The sequence below is a fragment of the Pseudomonas rhizophila genome, assembly GCF_003033885.1.
Lineage (GTDB): Bacteria > Pseudomonadota > Gammaproteobacteria > Pseudomonadales > Pseudomonadaceae > Aquipseudomonas > Aquipseudomonas rhizophila.
Map to the genome: position 1 here is coordinate 2,804,406 of NZ_CP024081.1, position 17,939 is coordinate 2,822,344.

Consider the following 17,939-nt stretch of genomic DNA (forward strand, 5'->3'; position numbering starts at 1 on the left):
CAGGGATCAATCGGATTCGGTTGAAGAGCTCATTTCAGTTGCCGGACGCTTACGGCGCTGTCCCCAGATGACGTTCAACGCAGCGGCTCCGCGCTCATGACCGAACTCCTTCATGACAATCGCGCAGGATTCGCAAGGAGGCAGGGTGGTGGCAAGCGTGATCGACTTGATGTCTTCAGGGTTTGGATACTTTTCGCTGATGTAGGCAATCAGTTTGCTTTCACTGTCCGCAGAGGTCACTCGACTGAGCCTGTCCGAGGTGCCCGGAGCATCCATCAGATGAGGGATAGCGAGCAATTTTCCATCGGCGCTCAGAGTGAGGGAGGCAGGGTCAATCGCGTTCCTGATGCCATCAACATTGAAGTAAGTGGCCTCTTTGACGTTGACTTGCGTATAGCCACTGTGGGATTTGAACAGCGGCAGGTGCTGGGTGTAGTCCTCGATTCCGGAAACACTGACATATATTTCGTTGTTTCCGGATGCCGTGATGACGTGGGCAAAAGCTATGTTCTTTTGATTTTTGGTCGGAAGGGTTTTTTGCAGTTCTCGCATGGCGTCATTGATGGTCACCGCTCGGGTGGTGGATTGAGACGGGCCGGCAATGGACGGCGATGTAAAAAGCGCGTTGAAGATGCTTGCGGTTGATTTTTGTATGGCTTCGGGCGCTTGTGTGGTGGGTTGCCACACGGCTGCTCCGTTAGGCAAATCAGAGACAATCATCCTGGTGCGACGATCGAATAACACCGCCTCGGCGGGGTAGGTACTGACTTTCAACCACTTCATATTGGAGGGTGGATGGCTCGGTGCGCCAATGGGTATCGAAATTTCATCGATCTTGTCCAGTGCCCGTTCGACCTGGTCTCTGCCGTAGATTCGCGCGGCGTTGTTGGCGTTCAACGAACCGATATAAACCCGTTGCAGCTCTTCTCCCAAAGAGCCGGGCGTCAGGTCGCTTGGGCCAAGCCTTTTCAGGCTCAGAGCAGCCTCGACACTCTCAGTGGAGAGCAATCTGGTCATGTAATAATCATCCGTGTTCAAGCGGGTGAATATGTACGTGAACTGCTCATCGATCGAGGGAATGATGAGCGCGCCGGTTTGATGGATATCGTCAATTTTTTCTGCCGAACCGGTTACTTTGATGCCACCGTACAGACCGGTTTGAAATTCCAGGGTCGCCGTAATGGTTTCTCTGGGGATGGGGACTCTGCTGGAGAGACCGATCCATTGCGGTTTGCCTTTGTAGGTGTTGAGCTTGCCGTCCTTGAGTTCATAGATTTTCCCTTCGAAGGCGAGCAGGGCGCGATCGTTGGGATGCTTGGGCGTGGAGGGATAGAACGTTGCGTCACCAAACCAGGGCGCCCAGCTTAACTCAGTGCTGAACTCGCCCGCGGGTGGGCGCTCGGCAGGTTTGTCTTGCACTACATACCTGGTTTTGCACGCCTCATCCGGCGCACGACGAACACGGCACGCCAGTTTCCTGAAGGGTGGATTGTCATCCCGGTGGCTGATGCGACGCAGGGTTCCGGCCTTCAAACGATAGGGCACGCCATCCACATAGAAGAGGCGGCTGCCATCGGCTTCAAGCACTTCTAGTACCCGGGCATTTTCCGGTAACTCAACGAGGGTCTCGGTGTCGGTTTGCGCCCGTGTGTTGAAGTGGGAGCGGCCCGGTGACACGTCAGCACCCAGCCCAGGGCCGTAAGGCCTGGACGATAAAGGGTCAATCAAACGGTAATCGGCGCTGCCTGTGGCTGTGGTGTTGCGCACAGGAACATCGTCAGCTCCGCGCACAGTGCTCAACTGGTCATTCATTGTCAGTGGACGCCAGCGGCCCGGGTCCGTGGCTTGGGCCATGCCTTGGACGAAATCGTATTGGCCGGCGCGCCCGGACAACGTCTTGAGACTCAGATAGCCCTTTTTACTGAACCTGTACACGCTCTGGCTGCCTGCCCGTAGCAAGGACGCAATGCCGTCGAGCGGGTTCAGGGTGGCGTTGAGCAAACTACCTGTCAGCGTTGCAAAGGCAGGCAGTGCTTTGCCAATGCTCAACTTGCCCGCGGCGCTGACCAACTTCAGCGAGCCTGACGCAAACTTGCCCATGGGCCGGGCGAATGCAACAAAATCTGTGAACAGGCCAAAGGCTCCACTCACCAGGCGATCACGGTCCCCCGAAGCCAAGTCTTCGATACTGCCCCAGAAGGGCACAAACATTTTGAGGATTTCCAGGTTTTTTTCACGCCTGGCCTTTTGACGGTCGAATTCGGTTTCGCCATAACAACTGTCGTAGAGCTGTTTTTCGTCAACGAAAAGCAGCTTCTCGCAAATGTACCGGGCCAGGTCCAGGGTGACTTTCGACTCCAATGTCCGCGGTAGGGTGTGGTTGGCGTCGCTATTGTTCGATTCGCCGAACGTGCCGCCAAGTGGGTCCAGGATGGCTTGGCATTCTTTGTGAGCGCCGGGGAGGGTGCCTTTTACGTGGGCATCCCAATCGAACGGAAGGGTTTTATGGCGAAGAACATCCACACTCACTGCCGAGCCGCGGCTGATTCTCCACTTTTCGATTTTGCGCTCTGCGCCAATATGGTGTGGCTGAATATCCGGTCGTGGGCGGATCACCCCAGCCCGCGGGAGCAGTTCGTAGTACGAGGTTTTGCGCTGGCTCGTCGTTTCCAGGATGAAGCCATTACGCGCGCGCAGGGGCAGCGTCTTATCTTCGGATTCATTGTTTGCTTCAATGCCCGTGGTTTCTTTTCTGAGGGTGTAGACCTTTGTCACGCCGTACTCCAGGGCTTGGCGATCAGCCAGGGGTAGGGATGCGAGCAGGTGGGTGATCAACGTGCGATAGGAACTTCTGATGAAGCTGAGGTAGATGTCGAAATGGGTTTTGAACGTTTGCTCGATATCGGGGAGCTTCCTGTCCTGCTGGGCAATAGCGCTAAAGCCGGGCGCGGCAAAGTTAGTCTTTAGGGTCGTATCGTGGTCGATCTTGAACCAGACATCGGTGATGACTTTTCCATCGGGCCGGGTGACGAACCATTTATGCTCAGTGAGTTGGCCGGCTGCATACACATCCGTGAATGTGTAGGTTTGGGGGGCGAGTCTTGCGATGGGGCCGCTGAGCCGAGTCACGGGGGCGGCATAAGTGCTGGCCTCCTTCACCAGCTTCCTGCCATCCGTCACGAACCGGCCGTCTGCGAAGAGCTTCGCCATTTTAAGCCGGGCGATGTTCAGCCTCTCGGGGGGGCGGCTATCCAGCCAGTTGACCGCCCGGGTCATGCTATCGATGGTGAAGTCGAGCTTTTCTGCAGCAGTCTGTATGTCCTGCAGGGTGTAGTGCCCGTCGGCCTTATGGGCAACCAGGCCGTTTGTCACGGCCCATTCCAGCATGGGTTTCAATCTGGTCAGGGTGACCAGTTTCAGGTCATCAGCCGTGGCTTCACTGGCGTATTGGCCAGGGAAGTCGACCAGTTGCTGGAAACTCAGTCTTTGCAGCAACGTCGGGTCGATCGCGTCAGCAGACCCACACCATGAGCAAAATTTACCCAGACGGTGGAGCTTCGGTAAGGCAGTTGCGACGGTATATCGTGAATCTGGAAGTGCGGCGGGAACAAGGGTTGATAAAGACGCGCGAGCAGAATGGATTCGTTCACTGACGCGGCGCGTTTTGAAGACAGCAGATGCGCCTCGAACTCGGCCCGAATCTGCCCATAGCTTTTCCCCCAGTTGGACGAACGTTGCCACGGGTAACCGGCGATACTGTCCGGGCTCTCGTTTTGCCCGTTTTCAAGCCAAAGACGAATGGCGTGGGCGAGCAGCTTGGTGCATATCCCTGCAGCCGTGTCCTCACCGGGTCTGCCGCCAAACCATCCCAGCACTTGCAATAACCTGGTTGCCAGCTGCCGGGCGTTCGTCGATTGCAGAATAGCCTCCAGATACGCCGAAGGCTTCGCCCGGATTTGCGTCGTCGTCAATGTGTCGATATCCGAAGCGCCGAGGTAGGCCAGCAATGGGGTGTGCGGCGTAGGCAGGAATTGACGCACTGTGTCAGTGATCAGGTTCTCAGTGTGGGAGCTCAGGGCGTCGATGTTTATTCCATGTCCAAGTCCCAGCGTGTGGTGAGCGCGTTTCTCTTCCAGCGCATTCATCGTGGCGTTGCGTTGCTCGGTGTTTTGCCGATTGCATGGGGTAATACCGTAAAACCAGGTCATTCGTGCAAATGTTACTTGGCCGTCGAAACGAATTTGCCCGCCCAATAGTCGAGCAGTTTTTTCAATCTTTGCAGGCAGCCCGTTCCAAGAGGGGTCGTTGTTCAGTGGAACCCGAATGGTGGTTTCTCTGTTCCTTGACAGTGTCTCGTAGAGGGCTTTGCCGTCTTTTAAAGTGACGATCAAGTGGTAATGAGGGGCGCTTAGCGTTTTGCACAGCGCCTGATAGTTTTTATCCTGGATGAGCGTGTGCAGTGCTCGTTGTCCGGTTTCATTTTCCAACGCCATGGGTGAACAAAGCCTGGGCTTGAGCAGGCTGTCGGCCAACGTCTGTAGCGGTATCTGATGGTTTCGAACGAGCGATAGCATGGCCTCGTAATCGCCCAGCAAACCCTGATGTTTCTCGGCATAAGAGGGTGTCGGGCTCAGACTCGTTGAAAGGCCGGGGGCGGCGGTAGATTGCATATGGAGGTTTCCTGGTGATTAACGAACGTTTCTCTACGCGCCTCGATAAAGTGCAAGGTCTAGAGAAGTTCCGTATCAAAACAGTCCAGGCAAACCCGGGGTGGTAGATATGTATGGGGTGCAGGAAAGTTGTAACGGCGTTTGGCAATTACCAGGGTTTTATCACCGCTGTTGTCTCAGGCATCCAGGGGCATGGGGTGTCAAATAGTGTCCGGCCTCTTGCGGGGAGCTGCTACGCCTCCTAGTCTTGCGGGAATGAGCGGTCTGAATGCTGATCGCCTACGCCTATGCAAGGGATCTCATGACTCAAGCGCGGACTCTCGGAACCCCCCGGTTGTTGGGCATCGTCTGGCCTTTTATCGCCGTCGTCCTGTTTCAGGCATTGTTGGGGGGTGTCAGTCTTTACGTGTTGTCTGCGGTGCGCGGCTACGTGGCGGGAGAAAGCCTTTGGTCCAAGGGTCAGAAAGACGCCATTTACTACCTCAATCTTTATGCCGACAGTCGCGACGAAACAATCTTTCAAAAGTACCAGCGGGCCATCGCCGTACCTGAGGGTGGGCATGAGCTGCGGGTGGCCCTGGACCGTCAGCCGCCGGATCTGGAGGCTGCACGGGCGGGAATCCTCAAGGGCGGCAACCACCCGGACGACGTGTCCAGTCTGATCTGGCTCTACCTGAATTTTCGACACTTCAGTTACCTGGAAGAGGCTATCGATCTCTGGACGGTGGGCGACGGCTACCTGATTGAACTGGATGACGTCGCCCGCCAGATGCACAGCCGGATTACCGCAGGTCAGGCTTCTGAGGCAGATATTCGCGGCTGGAAGGCGAAAATCTTTGCCATCAACGATTCCGTCACCCCGGCAGCCAAAGCTTTCAGCGATGCGCTGGGGGAGGGGTCGCGCTTCATCCTGCGCCTGTTGCTGGTGACCAACTTCGCCACCGCACTGGGGTTGATCGTGCTGGCGCTGTTGCGCACGCATAAACTGCTGGCCCAGCGGCAGGTCTTCGCCAATGCCCTGCAACTGGAAAAGGAGCGGGCGCAGATCACCTTGCAGTCCATTGGCGACGGCGTGATCACCACCGATGTGGAAGGGGCAATTGCCTACATGAATCCCGCCGCCGAAGCGATGACTCACTGGAAGGCCGAGCACGCCACGGGACTGCCTCTGGCCGCCCTGTTCAATTTGCTCGATGACAACGCCCAGAGTGAAGGCCTGACCCTGATCGAACATATTCTCAGCGGCCGGCTCGGTGGCGGCAGCGAGCATTCCAAACTGATCCAGCGCCTGGATGGCAGCACTGTGTCCGTCACGCTCGTAGGTGCGCCGATCCGCCATGCCGGCAAGGTCAGCGGAGCGGTGCTGGTGTTGCACGACATGACCCAGGAACGCCAATACATCGCCAACCTGTCGTGGCAAGCCACCCATGATGCGCTGACCGGCCTGGCCAATCGCCGGGAATTTGAATATCGCCTTGAGCAAGCCCTGCACAATCTGACGCGCCAGGTGGGGCGCCATGCATTGATGTTCCTCGACCTGGACCAATTCAAGCTGGTCAATGACACCTGTGGCCATGCGGCGGGTGACGAACTGTTGCGGCATATATGCGCACTGTTGCAATCGGGGCTGCGGGAAAACGACACCCTGGCCCGACTGGGGGGCGATGAGTTCGGTATCTTGCTGGAGAACTGCTCGCCGGAGGCCGCGGAAAAGATCGCCGAAGGGCTGCGCCAGACCGTACAGAACCTGCATTTTGTCTGGAAGGGCCGGCCATTCGTGACCACCGTGAGCATCGGTCTGGTGCATATCGCTCAAAGCCCGACGACGCTGGAGGCGTCCCTGCGTGCCGCCGATATGGCCTGTTACATGGCCAAGGAAAAGGGCCGCAACCGCGTCCAGGTCTATCACGCCGACGACTCGGAGCTGTCCCTGCGCTTTGGCGAGATGGCTTGGGTCCAGCGCTTGCACATGGCCCTGGAGGAGAATCGCTTCTGTCTTTATGCCCAGGAAATCGCCGCGCTGGGTCCGGGCGACCATGGCGGCGGGCATATCGAGATCCTGTTGCGCCTGCATGATGAAGCCGGAAGGATGATTCTGCCGGACAGTTTCATTCCCGCGGCAGAACGCTATGGTTTGATGACTTCCCTGGATCGCTGGGTGGTGGAAAACGTCTTCAAGATCATCCGCCAGTGCCTGAACGATTCGCGACAGGGACCGATGGCCATGTGTGCGATTAATCTGTCAGGCACAACTATCGGAGATCAGGCATTCCTTGATTTCCTGCGTAAACAGTTCGCGGCCTACTCGATTCCACCAGAAATGATTTGTTTTGAAATAACCGAGACCAGTGCTATTTCGAATTTGGGCAGCGCCATCCGCTTTATCAATGAACTCAAGAGCTTGGGTTGTTACTTTTCGCTCGATGACTTTTGTGCCGGAATGTCTTCATTCGCTTACCTGAAACATTTACCTGTAGACTTCCTGAAGATCGACGGGAGTTTCGTAAAGGATATGCTGGACGACCCGATTAACCGTGCAATGGTCGAGGTGATCAATCACATCGGCCACGTCATGGGTAAGCGCACGATTGCCGAGTTTGTTGAAACTACCCAGATCGAGCAGGCGTTGCTGGAGATTGGGGTGGACTACGCTCAAGGGTATGTGATTGAACGCCCGCAGTTGTTTACCTGTGATACGTTGCAATGCAGGCCGGCCCGGCCGCAGCCGCTGTTATTCAAGGCCCCCGGCACGTTCCGCTGAACCTCTTGTTGATCCGGAAAAAATCACAATCAAAAGGAGCCCGACAGTGATCGACACATTCAACCGAACAGGCCCGCTCATGGACGCCACAAGCTATCCGAAATGGGCACAACAGCTCATTACCGATTGCAGCGAGAGCAAGCGCCGGGTTGTCGAACACGAGCTGTATCAACGCATGCGCGATAACAAGCTCAGTGCCAAGACCATGCGCCACTACCTTATTGGTGGTTGGCCGGTCGTTGAACAGTTCGCCTTATACATGGCACAGAACCTCACCAAGACACGCTTTGCCCGCCATCCCGGCGAGGACATGGCGCGTCGCTGGCTGATGCGCAACATTCGTGTCGAACTCAACCATGCCGATTACTGGGTCAACTGGAGCGCCGCCCATGGCGTGACCCTGGAAGATCTGCAAGCGCAGCAAGTGCCACCCGAACTCCATGCGCTGAGCCACTGGTGCTGGCATACGAGTTCTTCGGACTCGCTGATCGTGGCCATCGCCGCGACCAACTATGCCATCGAGGGGGCAACCGGGGAGTGGTCGGCACTGGTGTGTTCCAGCGGTATCTACGCGGCGGCTTTCGCCGAGGAAGACCGCAAGCGAGCCATGAAGTGGCTGAAGATGCACGCCCAGTACGATGATGCCCATCCCTGGGAAGCCCTGGAAATCATCTGCACCCTGGCGGGCATGAACCCGAGCAAGGCCTTGCAGATCGAACTGCGCCAGGCTGTCTGCAAGAGCTACGACTACATGTACCTCTTCCTGGAGCGCTGCATGCAACTGGAGCAATCGGAATCGGTGGGGAAAACCTCATCGCCCCGTGAGCGCCTGGCGTTGGCCGGGAGCTGATACCCGATAGCCAACCCAGGTGGGAGCGAGCGTGCTCGCGAAGGGGTCAGGACAGTCAACGGGGAGGTTGATTGCCTGATCGCCATCGCGAGCACGCTCGCTCCCACATTTTTCGACGGTGTTCACAGAATCTGTCATTGCTGGTTTTCAACCCGCCATCGCCAGCCGGTTGCGGCCCTCGCGCTTGGCCACGTACAACGCGTTGTCGGCCCTGCGCAGCAGGCTTTCGACTGACTCACCCGGCAGCAACGTCGCGCAACCCAGGCTGACCGTCAGTTCGATTCTGGTGCCTGCGGCAAAATAATCCTGCGCCTGGGCGGCATGACGCAGTCGTTCTCCGACCAAGGCCGCGGCGTCCCGGCTGGTGTTCGAGAGCAGAATCAGGAATTCTTCGCCGCCGAACCTGAACACCATGTCCACATTGCGCAGCTGATTCTTGATGGCCTCGGCTACGCCCTTCAACACCTCATCGCCGATACCGTGCCCATGACTGTCGTTGACGCGCTTGAAATGATCGATGTCCAGCATCAACAGTGACAGCGGTTGCAAATGACGCTTGGCCATATCAATTTCACGGATCAGCGTCTGGTCCATGGCGATGCGGTTGCCGGTGCCGGTCAGTGGGTCACGCAGGGCGCTTTGGGTCGCGGCGCGGTAGAGCAGAGCATTGCGCAACGGAAACAGCAGCGTCGACAACACAGACTCAAGGTCGGCTTGTTCGGTCTCGGTGAAGCGTTGATTGCGGCGAAACACCAGCTCGCCCAAGTACTCGCTTTCATGGCTGAGGTTGTAGGTGAGGGTGTGATGCCCGCGTTGCCCCAGCTCCAGGCGCAGATCGCTGGGGCTGTGGCGGTAGATCAGCGCGTCCAGCGGCACCAGCCGCTGAACCTCACGAAAAAACAGCCCCAGGATCCGTTGCGGCTCCAGGCTGGTCTGCAATTGCTGGCTCAGCTGCTGACGCAACTGCGAAAGATTGACAGAGCGTGCCACCAGCGGTGACGGCTGGCCAAAGCCCAGGCGCTGCAGTTTGGCGCTGTCGAAATCAATCGCGTTGATCTGGGTTGGCGTTTTCATATGGCGTGAGCCCCTAAGCAAATCTGTCCTGACAGGTTGGGTGAGGCGGCTTTGGGCGGCGCGTCGTACTGGTCCTTCAGTCCCGTAGGACATCTGATTTGAGTTTAGTCCGCTTTACCTGGCAGGCATAAGTCTCATCTCAACATCCATTACCCGCCGAACATGGCGTGTTTGAGGATCTTTAGAGCGAAAGTCGTGCCATTCGGTTCAGTAGAATAAAAACCGATTGTAAATCAATGTATTGACTACAAACGGCGAGCGCGTCGTCGGCATGGGGCGACATGGACTTGGCGGTTCGCCTGGCTACGTATCGGGCGCAGGGACGTCGCGACGGTAAACCGACGCGACGCGAAGGTGAACAATTATTGGGCGTTGAACGCCTGACCGTTGACGCCTGTGCTATCCGGCCCCATGAGGTACAGGTAGACCGGCATGATTTCTTCAGGCGTAGGGTTGTTGAGCGGGTTTTCCCCCGGATAGGCCTGGGCGCGCATGCTGGTGCGGGTGGCGCCGGGGTTGATGCTGTTGGCGCGCATGGGTGCGACGGTCTCGACTTCGTCGGCCAGGGTTTGCATCAGCCCCTCGGTGGCAAACTTGGAGACACCATAAGCCCCCCAGTAAGCCCGTCCCTTACGCCCGACGCTGCTGGAGGTGAACACCACGGACGCGTCCTTGGACAGCTTGAGCAGCGGCAGCAAGGTGCTGGTGAGCATGAACATGGCGTTGACGTTCACCTGCATCACCCGCATGAAGTTCTCGCCGGACAACTGCTCCAGCGGCGTACGCGGGCCGATGATCGAGGCGTTGTGCAGCAGGCCGTCCAGATGGCCGAATTCGGTTTCAATCATCGCCGCCAGTTCATCGTACTGATGGGGCAGGGCGGTTTCGAGGTTGAACGGGATTACCACCGGCTGTGGATGCCCGGCCGCTTCGATTTCATCGTAGACCTGGGTCAGGTTGGCTTCGGTCTTGCCCAGCAGCAATACAGTAGCGCCGTGGGCGGCATAGGCCTTGGCGGCTGCGGCGCCGATGCCGCGACCAGCGCCGGTGACCAGGATGACCCGGCCATTGAGCAGGTCGGGGCGGGCGGAATACTCAAACATAAAAAAACCTCACGAAACAGAACAAATGCGTGGTGATGCGCACGTGTGGCGAAGGGATTGATCTGTGGCGAGGGGATTTATCCCCGCTGGGCTGCGAAGCAGCCCCAAGTTTTTGCAGGTTGGCCTGATGCTGTAGGAGAGGCGCTTCGCGCCTCAGCGGGGATAAATCCCCTCGCCACAAAAGCATCGACAACAGTGAGTACGGTCAGCTCAGCAACTGCACAACGCGTTATCCAGCACTTCACGCAGCGCCGAGGGGTGATCGATCACCACATCTGCGCCCCAATGGTTCGGGTTGTCGTCCGGGTGAATGTAGCCGTAGGTCACCGCGCAGGTCCTGGTGCCGGCGCTGCGGCCAGACTCGATGTCCCGCAGGTCGTCGCCCACGAACAATACGCTGGCCGGATCCAGGTCGAGCATCTTGCACGCCAGAGTCAGCGGTTCGGGGTCCGGCTTGCTGTTCTTTACATGGTCGGGGCAGATCAGCACTTTCGAGCGTTCGGCCAGGCCTAGCTGCTGCATGATCGGCTCGGCAAAGCGCACCGGTTTGTTGGTGACCACCCCCCAGATCAGGTTGGCGGCCTCAATGTCGGCCAGCACCTGGGCCATGCCGTCAAACAGGTGGCTGTGCACCGCGCAGCCCTTGAGGTAGCGGTCGAGGAATTCCTGGCGCAGTTCCTCGAAACCCGGCGACTCCGGGTCCATGGAGAAGGTCACCGCGACCATCGCCCGGGCGCCGCCGGAAATTTCGTCGCGAATATGCTGCGTGTTCATCGGTGGCAGGCCACGGTCGGCACGCATGGCCTGGCAGATGGCGATGAAGTCCGGCGCGGTGTCGAGCAGCGTGCCGTCCATGTCGAAGAGAACCGCTTTGAGACGCATCGACTTACTCCTCGCGCAAGGTCTGGATCATGTAGTTGACATCAACGTCGGCGGCCAGCTTGTAGTGCTTGGTCAGCGGGTTGTACGTCAGGCCGATGATGTCCTTGACGGTCAGCCCGGCCATGCGGCTCCAGGCCCCCAGCTCCGAAGGCCGGATGAATTTCTTGAAGTCGTGAGTGCCACGTGGCAACAGCTTCATGATGTATTCGGCGCCGATGATGGCGAACAGGTAGGCCTTCGGATTGCGGTTGATGGTGGAGAAGAACACCTGACCACCGGGCTTGACCATGCGAAAGCACGCGCGGATGACTGATGATGGATCCGGTACGTGTTCAAGCATTTCCAGGCAAGTGACCACATCGAACTGCTCGGGCATTTCCTCGGCCAGGGCTTCGGCGGTGGTCTGCCGGTATTCCACGCTGACGCCGGATTCCAGTTGATGCAGTTGCGCAACCGCCAGCGGTGCTTCGCCCATGTCGATGCCCATCACCGTCGCTCCGCGCTGGGCCATGGCTTCGCTGAGGATGCCGCCGCCGCAGCCGACATCGAGCACCTTCTTGCCAGCCAGGCTGACTCGCTCGTCAATCCAGTTGACCCGCAGCGGGTTGATATCGTGCAGCGGTTTGAATTCGCTTTCACGGTCCCACCAGCGATGGGCCAGGGCTTCGAATTTGGCGATTTCAGCGTGGTCGACGTTGCTCATGTGCAGATCCTCGAAAAACTTGAAAAATCGTAGGGCCCGAGCCGTGGCTCAAGGGGCCTGGTTATTCGTTGTGGCCGCTGATGCGACGACCCCATGCCTGTGCCGTGGCACTGAGCTGCGATTCGTCCAGGCGGGTCAGGCGGCCGTCCTCAAGCAAGGGCTTGCCGGCCACCCACAGATGTTTCACGCAGTCGCGACCGGTGGCGTAGATCAGTTGCGACACCGGGTCATAGACCGGCTGCTGGGCCAGTCCCGACAAGTCAAAGGCCACCAGGTCGGCGGCCTTGCCGACTTCCAGCGAGCCGACCGTCGCTTCGATGCCCAGCGCCCGGGCGCCATTGAGCGTGGCCATGCGCAACGCCCGGTGGGCGTCCAGGGCCGTGGCCGAACCGGCGACGGCCTTGGCCAGCAATGCGGCGGTACGCGTCTCGCCCAACAGGTCCAGATCGTTGTTGCTCGCCGCCCCGTCAGTGCCGACCGCGACATTGACCCCGGCCTGCCACAAGCGCTCCACCGGGCAGAACCCGCTGGCCAGCTTCATGTTCGATTCCGGGCAGTGGATCACGCTACAGTTGCTTTCTACCAGCAACGCCTGGTCTTCATCGCTGACCTGAGTCATGTGCACCGCCTGAAAGCGTGGCCCCAGCAGGCCCAGTCGCCCAAGCCGGGCCATGGGTCGCTCACCGGTGTTATCCACAGCCTGCTGTACTTCGAAGGCGGTTTCGTGAACATGCATATGAATGGCCGCGTCCAGTTCTTCGGCGATTACCCGGATTTTTTCCAGGTTCTCGTCGCCGACGGTGTAGGGCGCATGGGGGCCGAATGCCACTTTGATCCGTGGATGATGCTTGAGGTCGCCAAACAATTCGATGCCCTGACGAATGGCATCGTCGGCGCTGGCGGCACCGGGGATCGGAAAATCGAGGATCGGAATGGCGATTTGTGCGCGGATACCGCTGTTATGCACACGCTCGCTGGCAACCTTGGGGTAGAAATACATGTCCGAGAAACACGTGATGCCGCCCTTGAGCTGCTCGGCGATCGCCAGGTCAGTGCCGTCGCGAACAAAATCTTCGTCGACCCATTTGCCCTCGGCCGGCCAGATGTGTTGTTCAAGCCAGGTCATCAAGGGCAGGTCGTCGGCCAGCCCGCGGAACAGGGTCATCGCCGCATGGCCGTGGGCGTTGATCAATCCGGGGCTCAGGAGCATGCCCGGCAGTTCGCGGACCTGGGCTGCGTCACACTTGAGGGCTTCTGCCCGTGGACCGATGAGCACGATGCAGCCGTCGCGGATGCCCAGGCCATGATCCTTGAGCACGACACCGGCGGGTTCGACAGGCACCAACCAGGTCGGCAGCAGTAATAAGTCGAGCGCAACGGCAGGCTTGGGCATCGTGGAACGGTTCCATGGCGTATAAAGGATGGCGAAGTATACCCGAGCGTCTTCGCGGAGGGATCGCTATAATCGGCGGCTTTTGTTCATGAGTGCGGGGTGTGGGATGCGCGATCGACTGTTGGCTGCGGAGAAGGTGAAGGCCATCGATTGGCGTGATGGCGCCCTCTATCTGTTGGATCAGCGTATTTTGCCGTTCGAGGAAACCTGGATCGCCTATACCTCGGCGGCCGGCGTGGCCGAGGCCATTCGCTCGATGGTGGTGCGGGGCGCGCCGGCCATCGGCATCAGTGCGGCCTATGGCGTAGTGCTGGCAGCGCGGGCGCGGGTGGCCGAGGGCGGGGACTGGCAGGCGGCGCTGGAGGCTGATTTTGCCCTGCTGGCCGACTCCCGGCCGACGGCAGTGAACCTGTTTTGGGCGCTTGACCGGATGCGCGACCGGCTGGGGCGCTTGAAAGAGCACGCCGAACCGCTGGCGGCCCTTGAGGCCGAAGCCATCGCAATCCATGAAAGCGACCGCGAAGCCAACCTGACCATGGCTCAGTTGGGTGTCGACCTGATCCGCAAGCATCAGGGCAACGCCCAGGCCATCCTGACCCATTGCAATACCGGCGCCCTGGCCACCGGCGGCTTTGGCACGGCCCTTGGCGTGATCCGGGGGGCATTCCTCGAGGGCATGGTCGAGCGCGTCTACGCCGACGAAACCCGTCCGTGGCTGCAAGGCTCGCGCCTCACCGCGTGGGAGTTGGCCAATGAAGGCATTCCGGTGACCCTCAATGCCGATTCCGCCGCCGCCCACATCATGAAGACCAAGGGCGTGACCTGGGTCATCGTCGGCGCCGACCGCATCACGGCCAATGGCGACGTGGCGAACAAGATCGGCACCTATCAACTGGCGGTCTGCGCCATGCACCATGGCGTGCGCTTCATGGTGGTGGCGCCGAGTTCGACCATCGACATGAACCTGGCCAGCGGCGAAGACATTCCGATTGAAGAGCGCGACGGGCGCGAACTGCTGGAGGTTGGCGGCAAGCGGGTCGGGGCGGAGGTGGATGCCTTCAACCCGGTGTTCGACGTCACCCCGGCGGACCTGATCGACGCCATTGTCACCGAGAAAGGCATCGTCGAGCGCCCGGATACGGCGAAGATGGCGCAGTTGATGTGTCGCAAGCGGTTGCACTGAAGGCTTTGAGTGGCGGGTCTGCCGCTATCGCGAGCGGGCTCGCTCCCACATTGGATCGGTGTTGTGGCCGGAATCTTCGGCATACACAGATCCCCCGTGGGAGCGAGCCCGCTCGCGATGAGGCCCTGAAAGTCAGCAAATGAGCCTGAATTGAACCTCAAATCTGCTTTCGGCAAGCCTCTAAGCCCCTCTCGTCCCATATCAGCCTGTCACCGGTCAACTAACTATGCTCCATGCGCATCAGGGGGATAGGTGCGTGGCGGCTCTTGTGATAACATCCGGCGGTTTCCAGGGCTGCCTCACGAGGTGGCCTTTACTGCGCAGATCCATGGCATAACTCGTTGATTTGTCGTAAGTCGCTGCATGGCACTTGTTCTGCAGCGGCGAGCTTCGTTCGTCCCATCTGGATGTGACGAGGTTTCACCAGAAAAAGGAATCAGGCTTCTCATGGGCGAACTGGCCAAAGAAATCCTCCCGGTCAATATCGAAGACGAGCTGAAACAGTCCTACCTCGACTACGCAATGAGCGTAATCGTCGGGCGGGCGCTGCCGGATGCGCGCGATGGCTTGAAGCCCGTGCACCGGCGCGTGCTGTTCGCGATGAGCGAGCTGGGCAACGACTTCAACAAGCCGTACAAGAAATCAGCCCGTGTCGTCGGTGATGTGATCGGTAAGTATCACCCCCACGGTGACACCGCCGTGTACGACACCATCGTCCGGATGGCCCAGCCATTCTCCCTGCGCTACTTGCTGGTAGACGGCCAGGGCAACTTTGGTTCCGTGGACGGCGACAACGCCGCGGCCATGCGATACACCGAAGTGCGCATGACCAAGCTGGCCCACGAACTGCTGGCCGACCTGCATAAGGAAACCGTGGACTGGGTGCCGAACTACGACGGCACCGAAATGATCCCGGCGGTCATGCCGACCCGTATCCCGAACCTGCTGGTCAACGGCTCCAGCGGTATCGCCGTGGGCATGGCGACCAACATCCCGCCGCACAACCTCGGTGAAGTCATCGACGGTTGCCTGGCCCTCATCGACAATCCCGAGCTGACGGTCGATGAGTTGATGCAGTACATCCCTGGTCCTGACTTCCCGACCGCTGCGATCATCAACGGTCGCGCCGGTATCATCGAAGCCTACCGCACCGGTCGCGGCCGCATTTACATGCGCGCCCGCTCGACCATCGAAGACATCGACAAGGTCGGTGGTCGCCAGCAGATCGTCATCACCGAACTCCCGTACCAGCTGAACAAGGCCCGTCTGATCGAGAAGATCGCCGAGCTGGTGAAAGAGAAGAAGCTTGAAGGCATCACCGAGCTGCGGGACGAGTCCGACAAGGACGGCATGCGCGTCGTGATCGAACTGCGTCGCGGCGAAGTGCCCGAGGTGATCCTCAACAACCTCTATGCCCAGACCCAGCTGCAAGCGGTGTTCGGCATCAACATCGTGGCGCTGATCGACGGCCGTCCGAGGATCCTGAACCTCAAGGATCTGCTGGAAGCCTTCGTGCGTCACCGTCGCGAAGTGGTCACCCGCCGCACCGTGTTCGAGCTGCGCAAGGCCCGCGAGCGTGGTCATATCCTCGAAGGCCAGGCCGTTGCCCTGTCGAACATCGACCCGGTCATCGCTCTGATCAAGGCCTCGCCAACCCCGTCGGAAGCCAAGGAAGCGCTGATCAGCACGCCTTGGGAATCCACCGCGGTAGTGGCGATGGTCGAGCGTGCCGGCGCCGACTCGTGCCGTCCGGAAAACCTCGACCCGCAATACGGCCTGCGCGATGGCAAGTACTTCCTGTCCCCGGAACAGGCGCAAGCCATCCTGGAACTGCGTCTGCACCGCCTGACCGGCCTGGAACACGAGAAGCTGCTGGCTGAATACCAGGAAATCCTCAACCAGATCGGCGAGCTGATCCGCATCCTCAACAGCGCCACGCGCCTGATGGAAGTGATCCGCGAAGAACTGGAAGTGATCCGCGCCGAATACGGCGACGTGCGCCGCACTGAGATTCTCGATGCGCGCCTGGACCTGACCCTGGGTGACATGATCCCGGAAGAAGAGCGCGTGGTGACCATTTCCCACGGCGGCTACGCCAAGACCCAGCCGTTGGCCGCCTATCAGGCCCAGCGTCGCGGTGGTAAAGGCAAGTCGGCCACAGGCGTCAAGGACGAGGACTACATCGCTCACCTGCTGGTTGCCAACAGCCACACCACGCTGTTGCTGTTCTCCAGCAAGGGCAAGGTGTACTGGCTCAAGACCTACGAAATCCCCGAAGCGTCCCGTGCCGCCCGTGGTCGTCCGCTGGTCAACCTGCTGCCGCTCGATAGCGATGAGTACATCACTACCATGCTGCCGGTGGAGGAATACACCGAAGGTCATTACATCTTCATGGCCACCGCCAAGGGCACCGTGAAGAAGACTCCGCTGGAATCCTTCAGCCGTCAGCGCAGTGTTGGCCTGATCGCCCTGGAGCTGGACGAAGGTGACGTACTGATTTCCGCTGCCATCACCGACGGTGAGCGTGAGGTCATGCTGTTCTCCGACGGCGGCAAGGTTACTCGTTTCAAGGAATCCGACGTTCGCGCCATGGGCCGTACCGCCCGCGGTGTGCGCGGCATGCGCCTGCCGGAAGGCCAGAAGCTGATTTCCATGCTGATCCCCGAAGAAGGCAGCCAGATCCTCACCGCTTCGGCGCGTGGATATGGCAAGCGCACGGCCATCAGCGAATTCCCTGAGTACAAGCGTGGCGGCCAGGGCGTGATCGCCATGGTCAGCAACGACCGTAACGGTCGTCTGGTCGGCGCTGTCCAGGTGCTCGATGGCGAGGAGATCATGTTGATCTCCGACCAGGGCACCTTGGTGCGCACGCGGGTGGCCGAAGTGTCGAGCCTGGGTCGTAACACCCAGGGTGTGACGTTGATCAAGCTGGCCAGCGACGAAACGCTGGTCGGGCTTGAGCGGGTGCAGGAGCCATCGGAAGTCGAAGGCGAGGAGCTGGAAGGCGAGGAGGGCGTGGCGTTCGACGGCACTCTTGCTACCGACGTTGACGACATGACCGGCGACCAACCGCTCGACGCTGCCGCAGACGAAGAAGAACCGCAGGACTAAGCGGACATGCAGGGGGCGGATGAAGATTCGCCCCCTTGTTGTTTGTCCCGTTTGAAAATTTGCGACACTGCACATGACGCGCAACTGTGGGAGCGAGCCTGCTCGCGATGACGGACTGACATTCAACATGGATGCTGACTGTTACATCGCTATCGCGAGCAGGCTCGCTCCCACATTTGGGTCATGTGTTGATTGAAGATTGATGTGAC

The 17,939-nt window shown here is 59.3% G+C and carries 11 protein-coding genes; 4 read left to right on the top strand and 7 right to left on the bottom strand.

All coding sequences use genetic code 11. The features are described from left to right. Positions 1–6 precede the first annotated feature (6 nt). Both CRX69_RS13235 and CRX69_RS13240 read right to left on the bottom strand, forming a co-directional pair. The gene (locus CRX69_RS13235) at positions 7–3,495 is read right to left on the bottom strand and encodes a deaminase domain-containing protein (RefSeq protein ID WP_107322141.1); all 3,489 of its coding nucleotides are present in this window, start codon (positions 3,493–3,495) and stop codon (positions 7–9) included. Continuing rightward, positions 3,480–4,670, bottom strand: coding sequence for a hypothetical protein (locus tag CRX69_RS13240; protein ID WP_107322142.1), 1,191 nt, complete (start codon positions 4,668–4,670; stop codon positions 3,480–3,482). The genes CRX69_RS13235 and CRX69_RS13240 overlap by 16 nt, the downstream gene beginning before the upstream one ends. A 301-nt stretch (positions 4,671–4,971) precedes the next feature. On the opposite strand from CRX69_RS13240, the gene CRX69_RS13245 reads away from it, so the two are divergent. Together CRX69_RS13245 and CRX69_RS13250 are read left to right on the top strand one after the other, a co-directional pair. Then, positions 4,972–7,431 carry an EAL domain-containing protein gene (locus CRX69_RS13245; protein WP_047226416.1) on the top strand — a complete coding sequence of 820 codons (2,460 nt, stop codon included), beginning with the start codon at positions 4,972–4,974 and terminating at the stop codon, positions 7,429–7,431. A gap of 79 nt (positions 7,432–7,510) precedes the next feature. Beyond that, entirely contained in the window at positions 7,511–8,281 is a 771-nt protein-coding gene (locus tag CRX69_RS13250; protein WP_218575624.1) for an iron-containing redox enzyme family protein, read from the top strand. Between the two features lie 147 nt (positions 8,282–8,428). On the opposite strand, the gene CRX69_RS13260 is transcribed toward CRX69_RS13250, so the two are convergent. The 5 genes from CRX69_RS13260 to CRX69_RS13280 all read right to left on the bottom strand — a co-directional run bounded on the left by CRX69_RS13260 (position 8,429) and on the right by CRX69_RS13280 (position 13,436). After that, positions 8,429–9,355, bottom strand: a complete 927-nt coding sequence (locus CRX69_RS13260; protein ID WP_047226301.1) for a GGDEF domain-containing protein — start codon at positions 9,353–9,355, stop codon at positions 8,429–8,431. Between the two features lie 362 nt (positions 9,356–9,717). After that, complete coding sequence (locus CRX69_RS13265; RefSeq protein ID WP_047226302.1) at positions 9,718–10,458, bottom strand: YciK family oxidoreductase; 741 nt, start codon at positions 10,456–10,458, stop codon at positions 9,718–9,720. Positions 10,459–10,668: 210 nt separating this feature from the next. Beyond that, a complete protein-coding gene (mupP, locus tag CRX69_RS13270; protein ID WP_047226303.1) occupies positions 10,669–11,340 on the bottom strand; it encodes an N-acetylmuramic acid 6-phosphate phosphatase MupP in 672 nt (223 codons plus the stop codon). 4 nt (positions 11,341–11,344) lie between these two features. Continuing rightward, entirely contained in the window at positions 11,345–12,043 is a 699-nt protein-coding gene (gene ubiG / locus CRX69_RS13275; RefSeq protein ID WP_047226304.1) for a bifunctional 2-polyprenyl-6-hydroxyphenol methylase/3-demethylubiquinol 3-O-methyltransferase UbiG, read from the bottom strand. Between the two features lie 61 nt (positions 12,044–12,104). Beyond that, entirely contained in the window at positions 12,105–13,436 is a 1,332-nt protein-coding gene (locus CRX69_RS13280; protein ID WP_107322145.1) for a TRZ/ATZ family hydrolase, read from the bottom strand. Positions 13,437–13,542: 106 nt separating this feature from the next. Here CRX69_RS13280 and mtnA point away from each other — a divergent pair, with 106 nt between their 5' ends. Beyond that, positions 13,543–14,619 (top strand): S-methyl-5-thioribose-1-phosphate isomerase, encoded by a 1,077-nt coding sequence (mtnA, locus tag CRX69_RS13285; RefSeq protein WP_107322146.1) that lies wholly within the window; start codon positions 13,543–13,545, stop codon positions 14,617–14,619. 447 nt (positions 14,620–15,066) lie between these two features. Continuing rightward, positions 15,067–17,730: a DNA gyrase subunit A gene (gene gyrA / locus CRX69_RS13290; RefSeq protein ID WP_047226307.1), complete on the top strand. Its 2,664-nt coding sequence runs from the start codon at positions 15,067–15,069 to the stop codon at positions 17,728–17,730. Positions 17,731–17,939 lie beyond the last annotated feature (209 nt).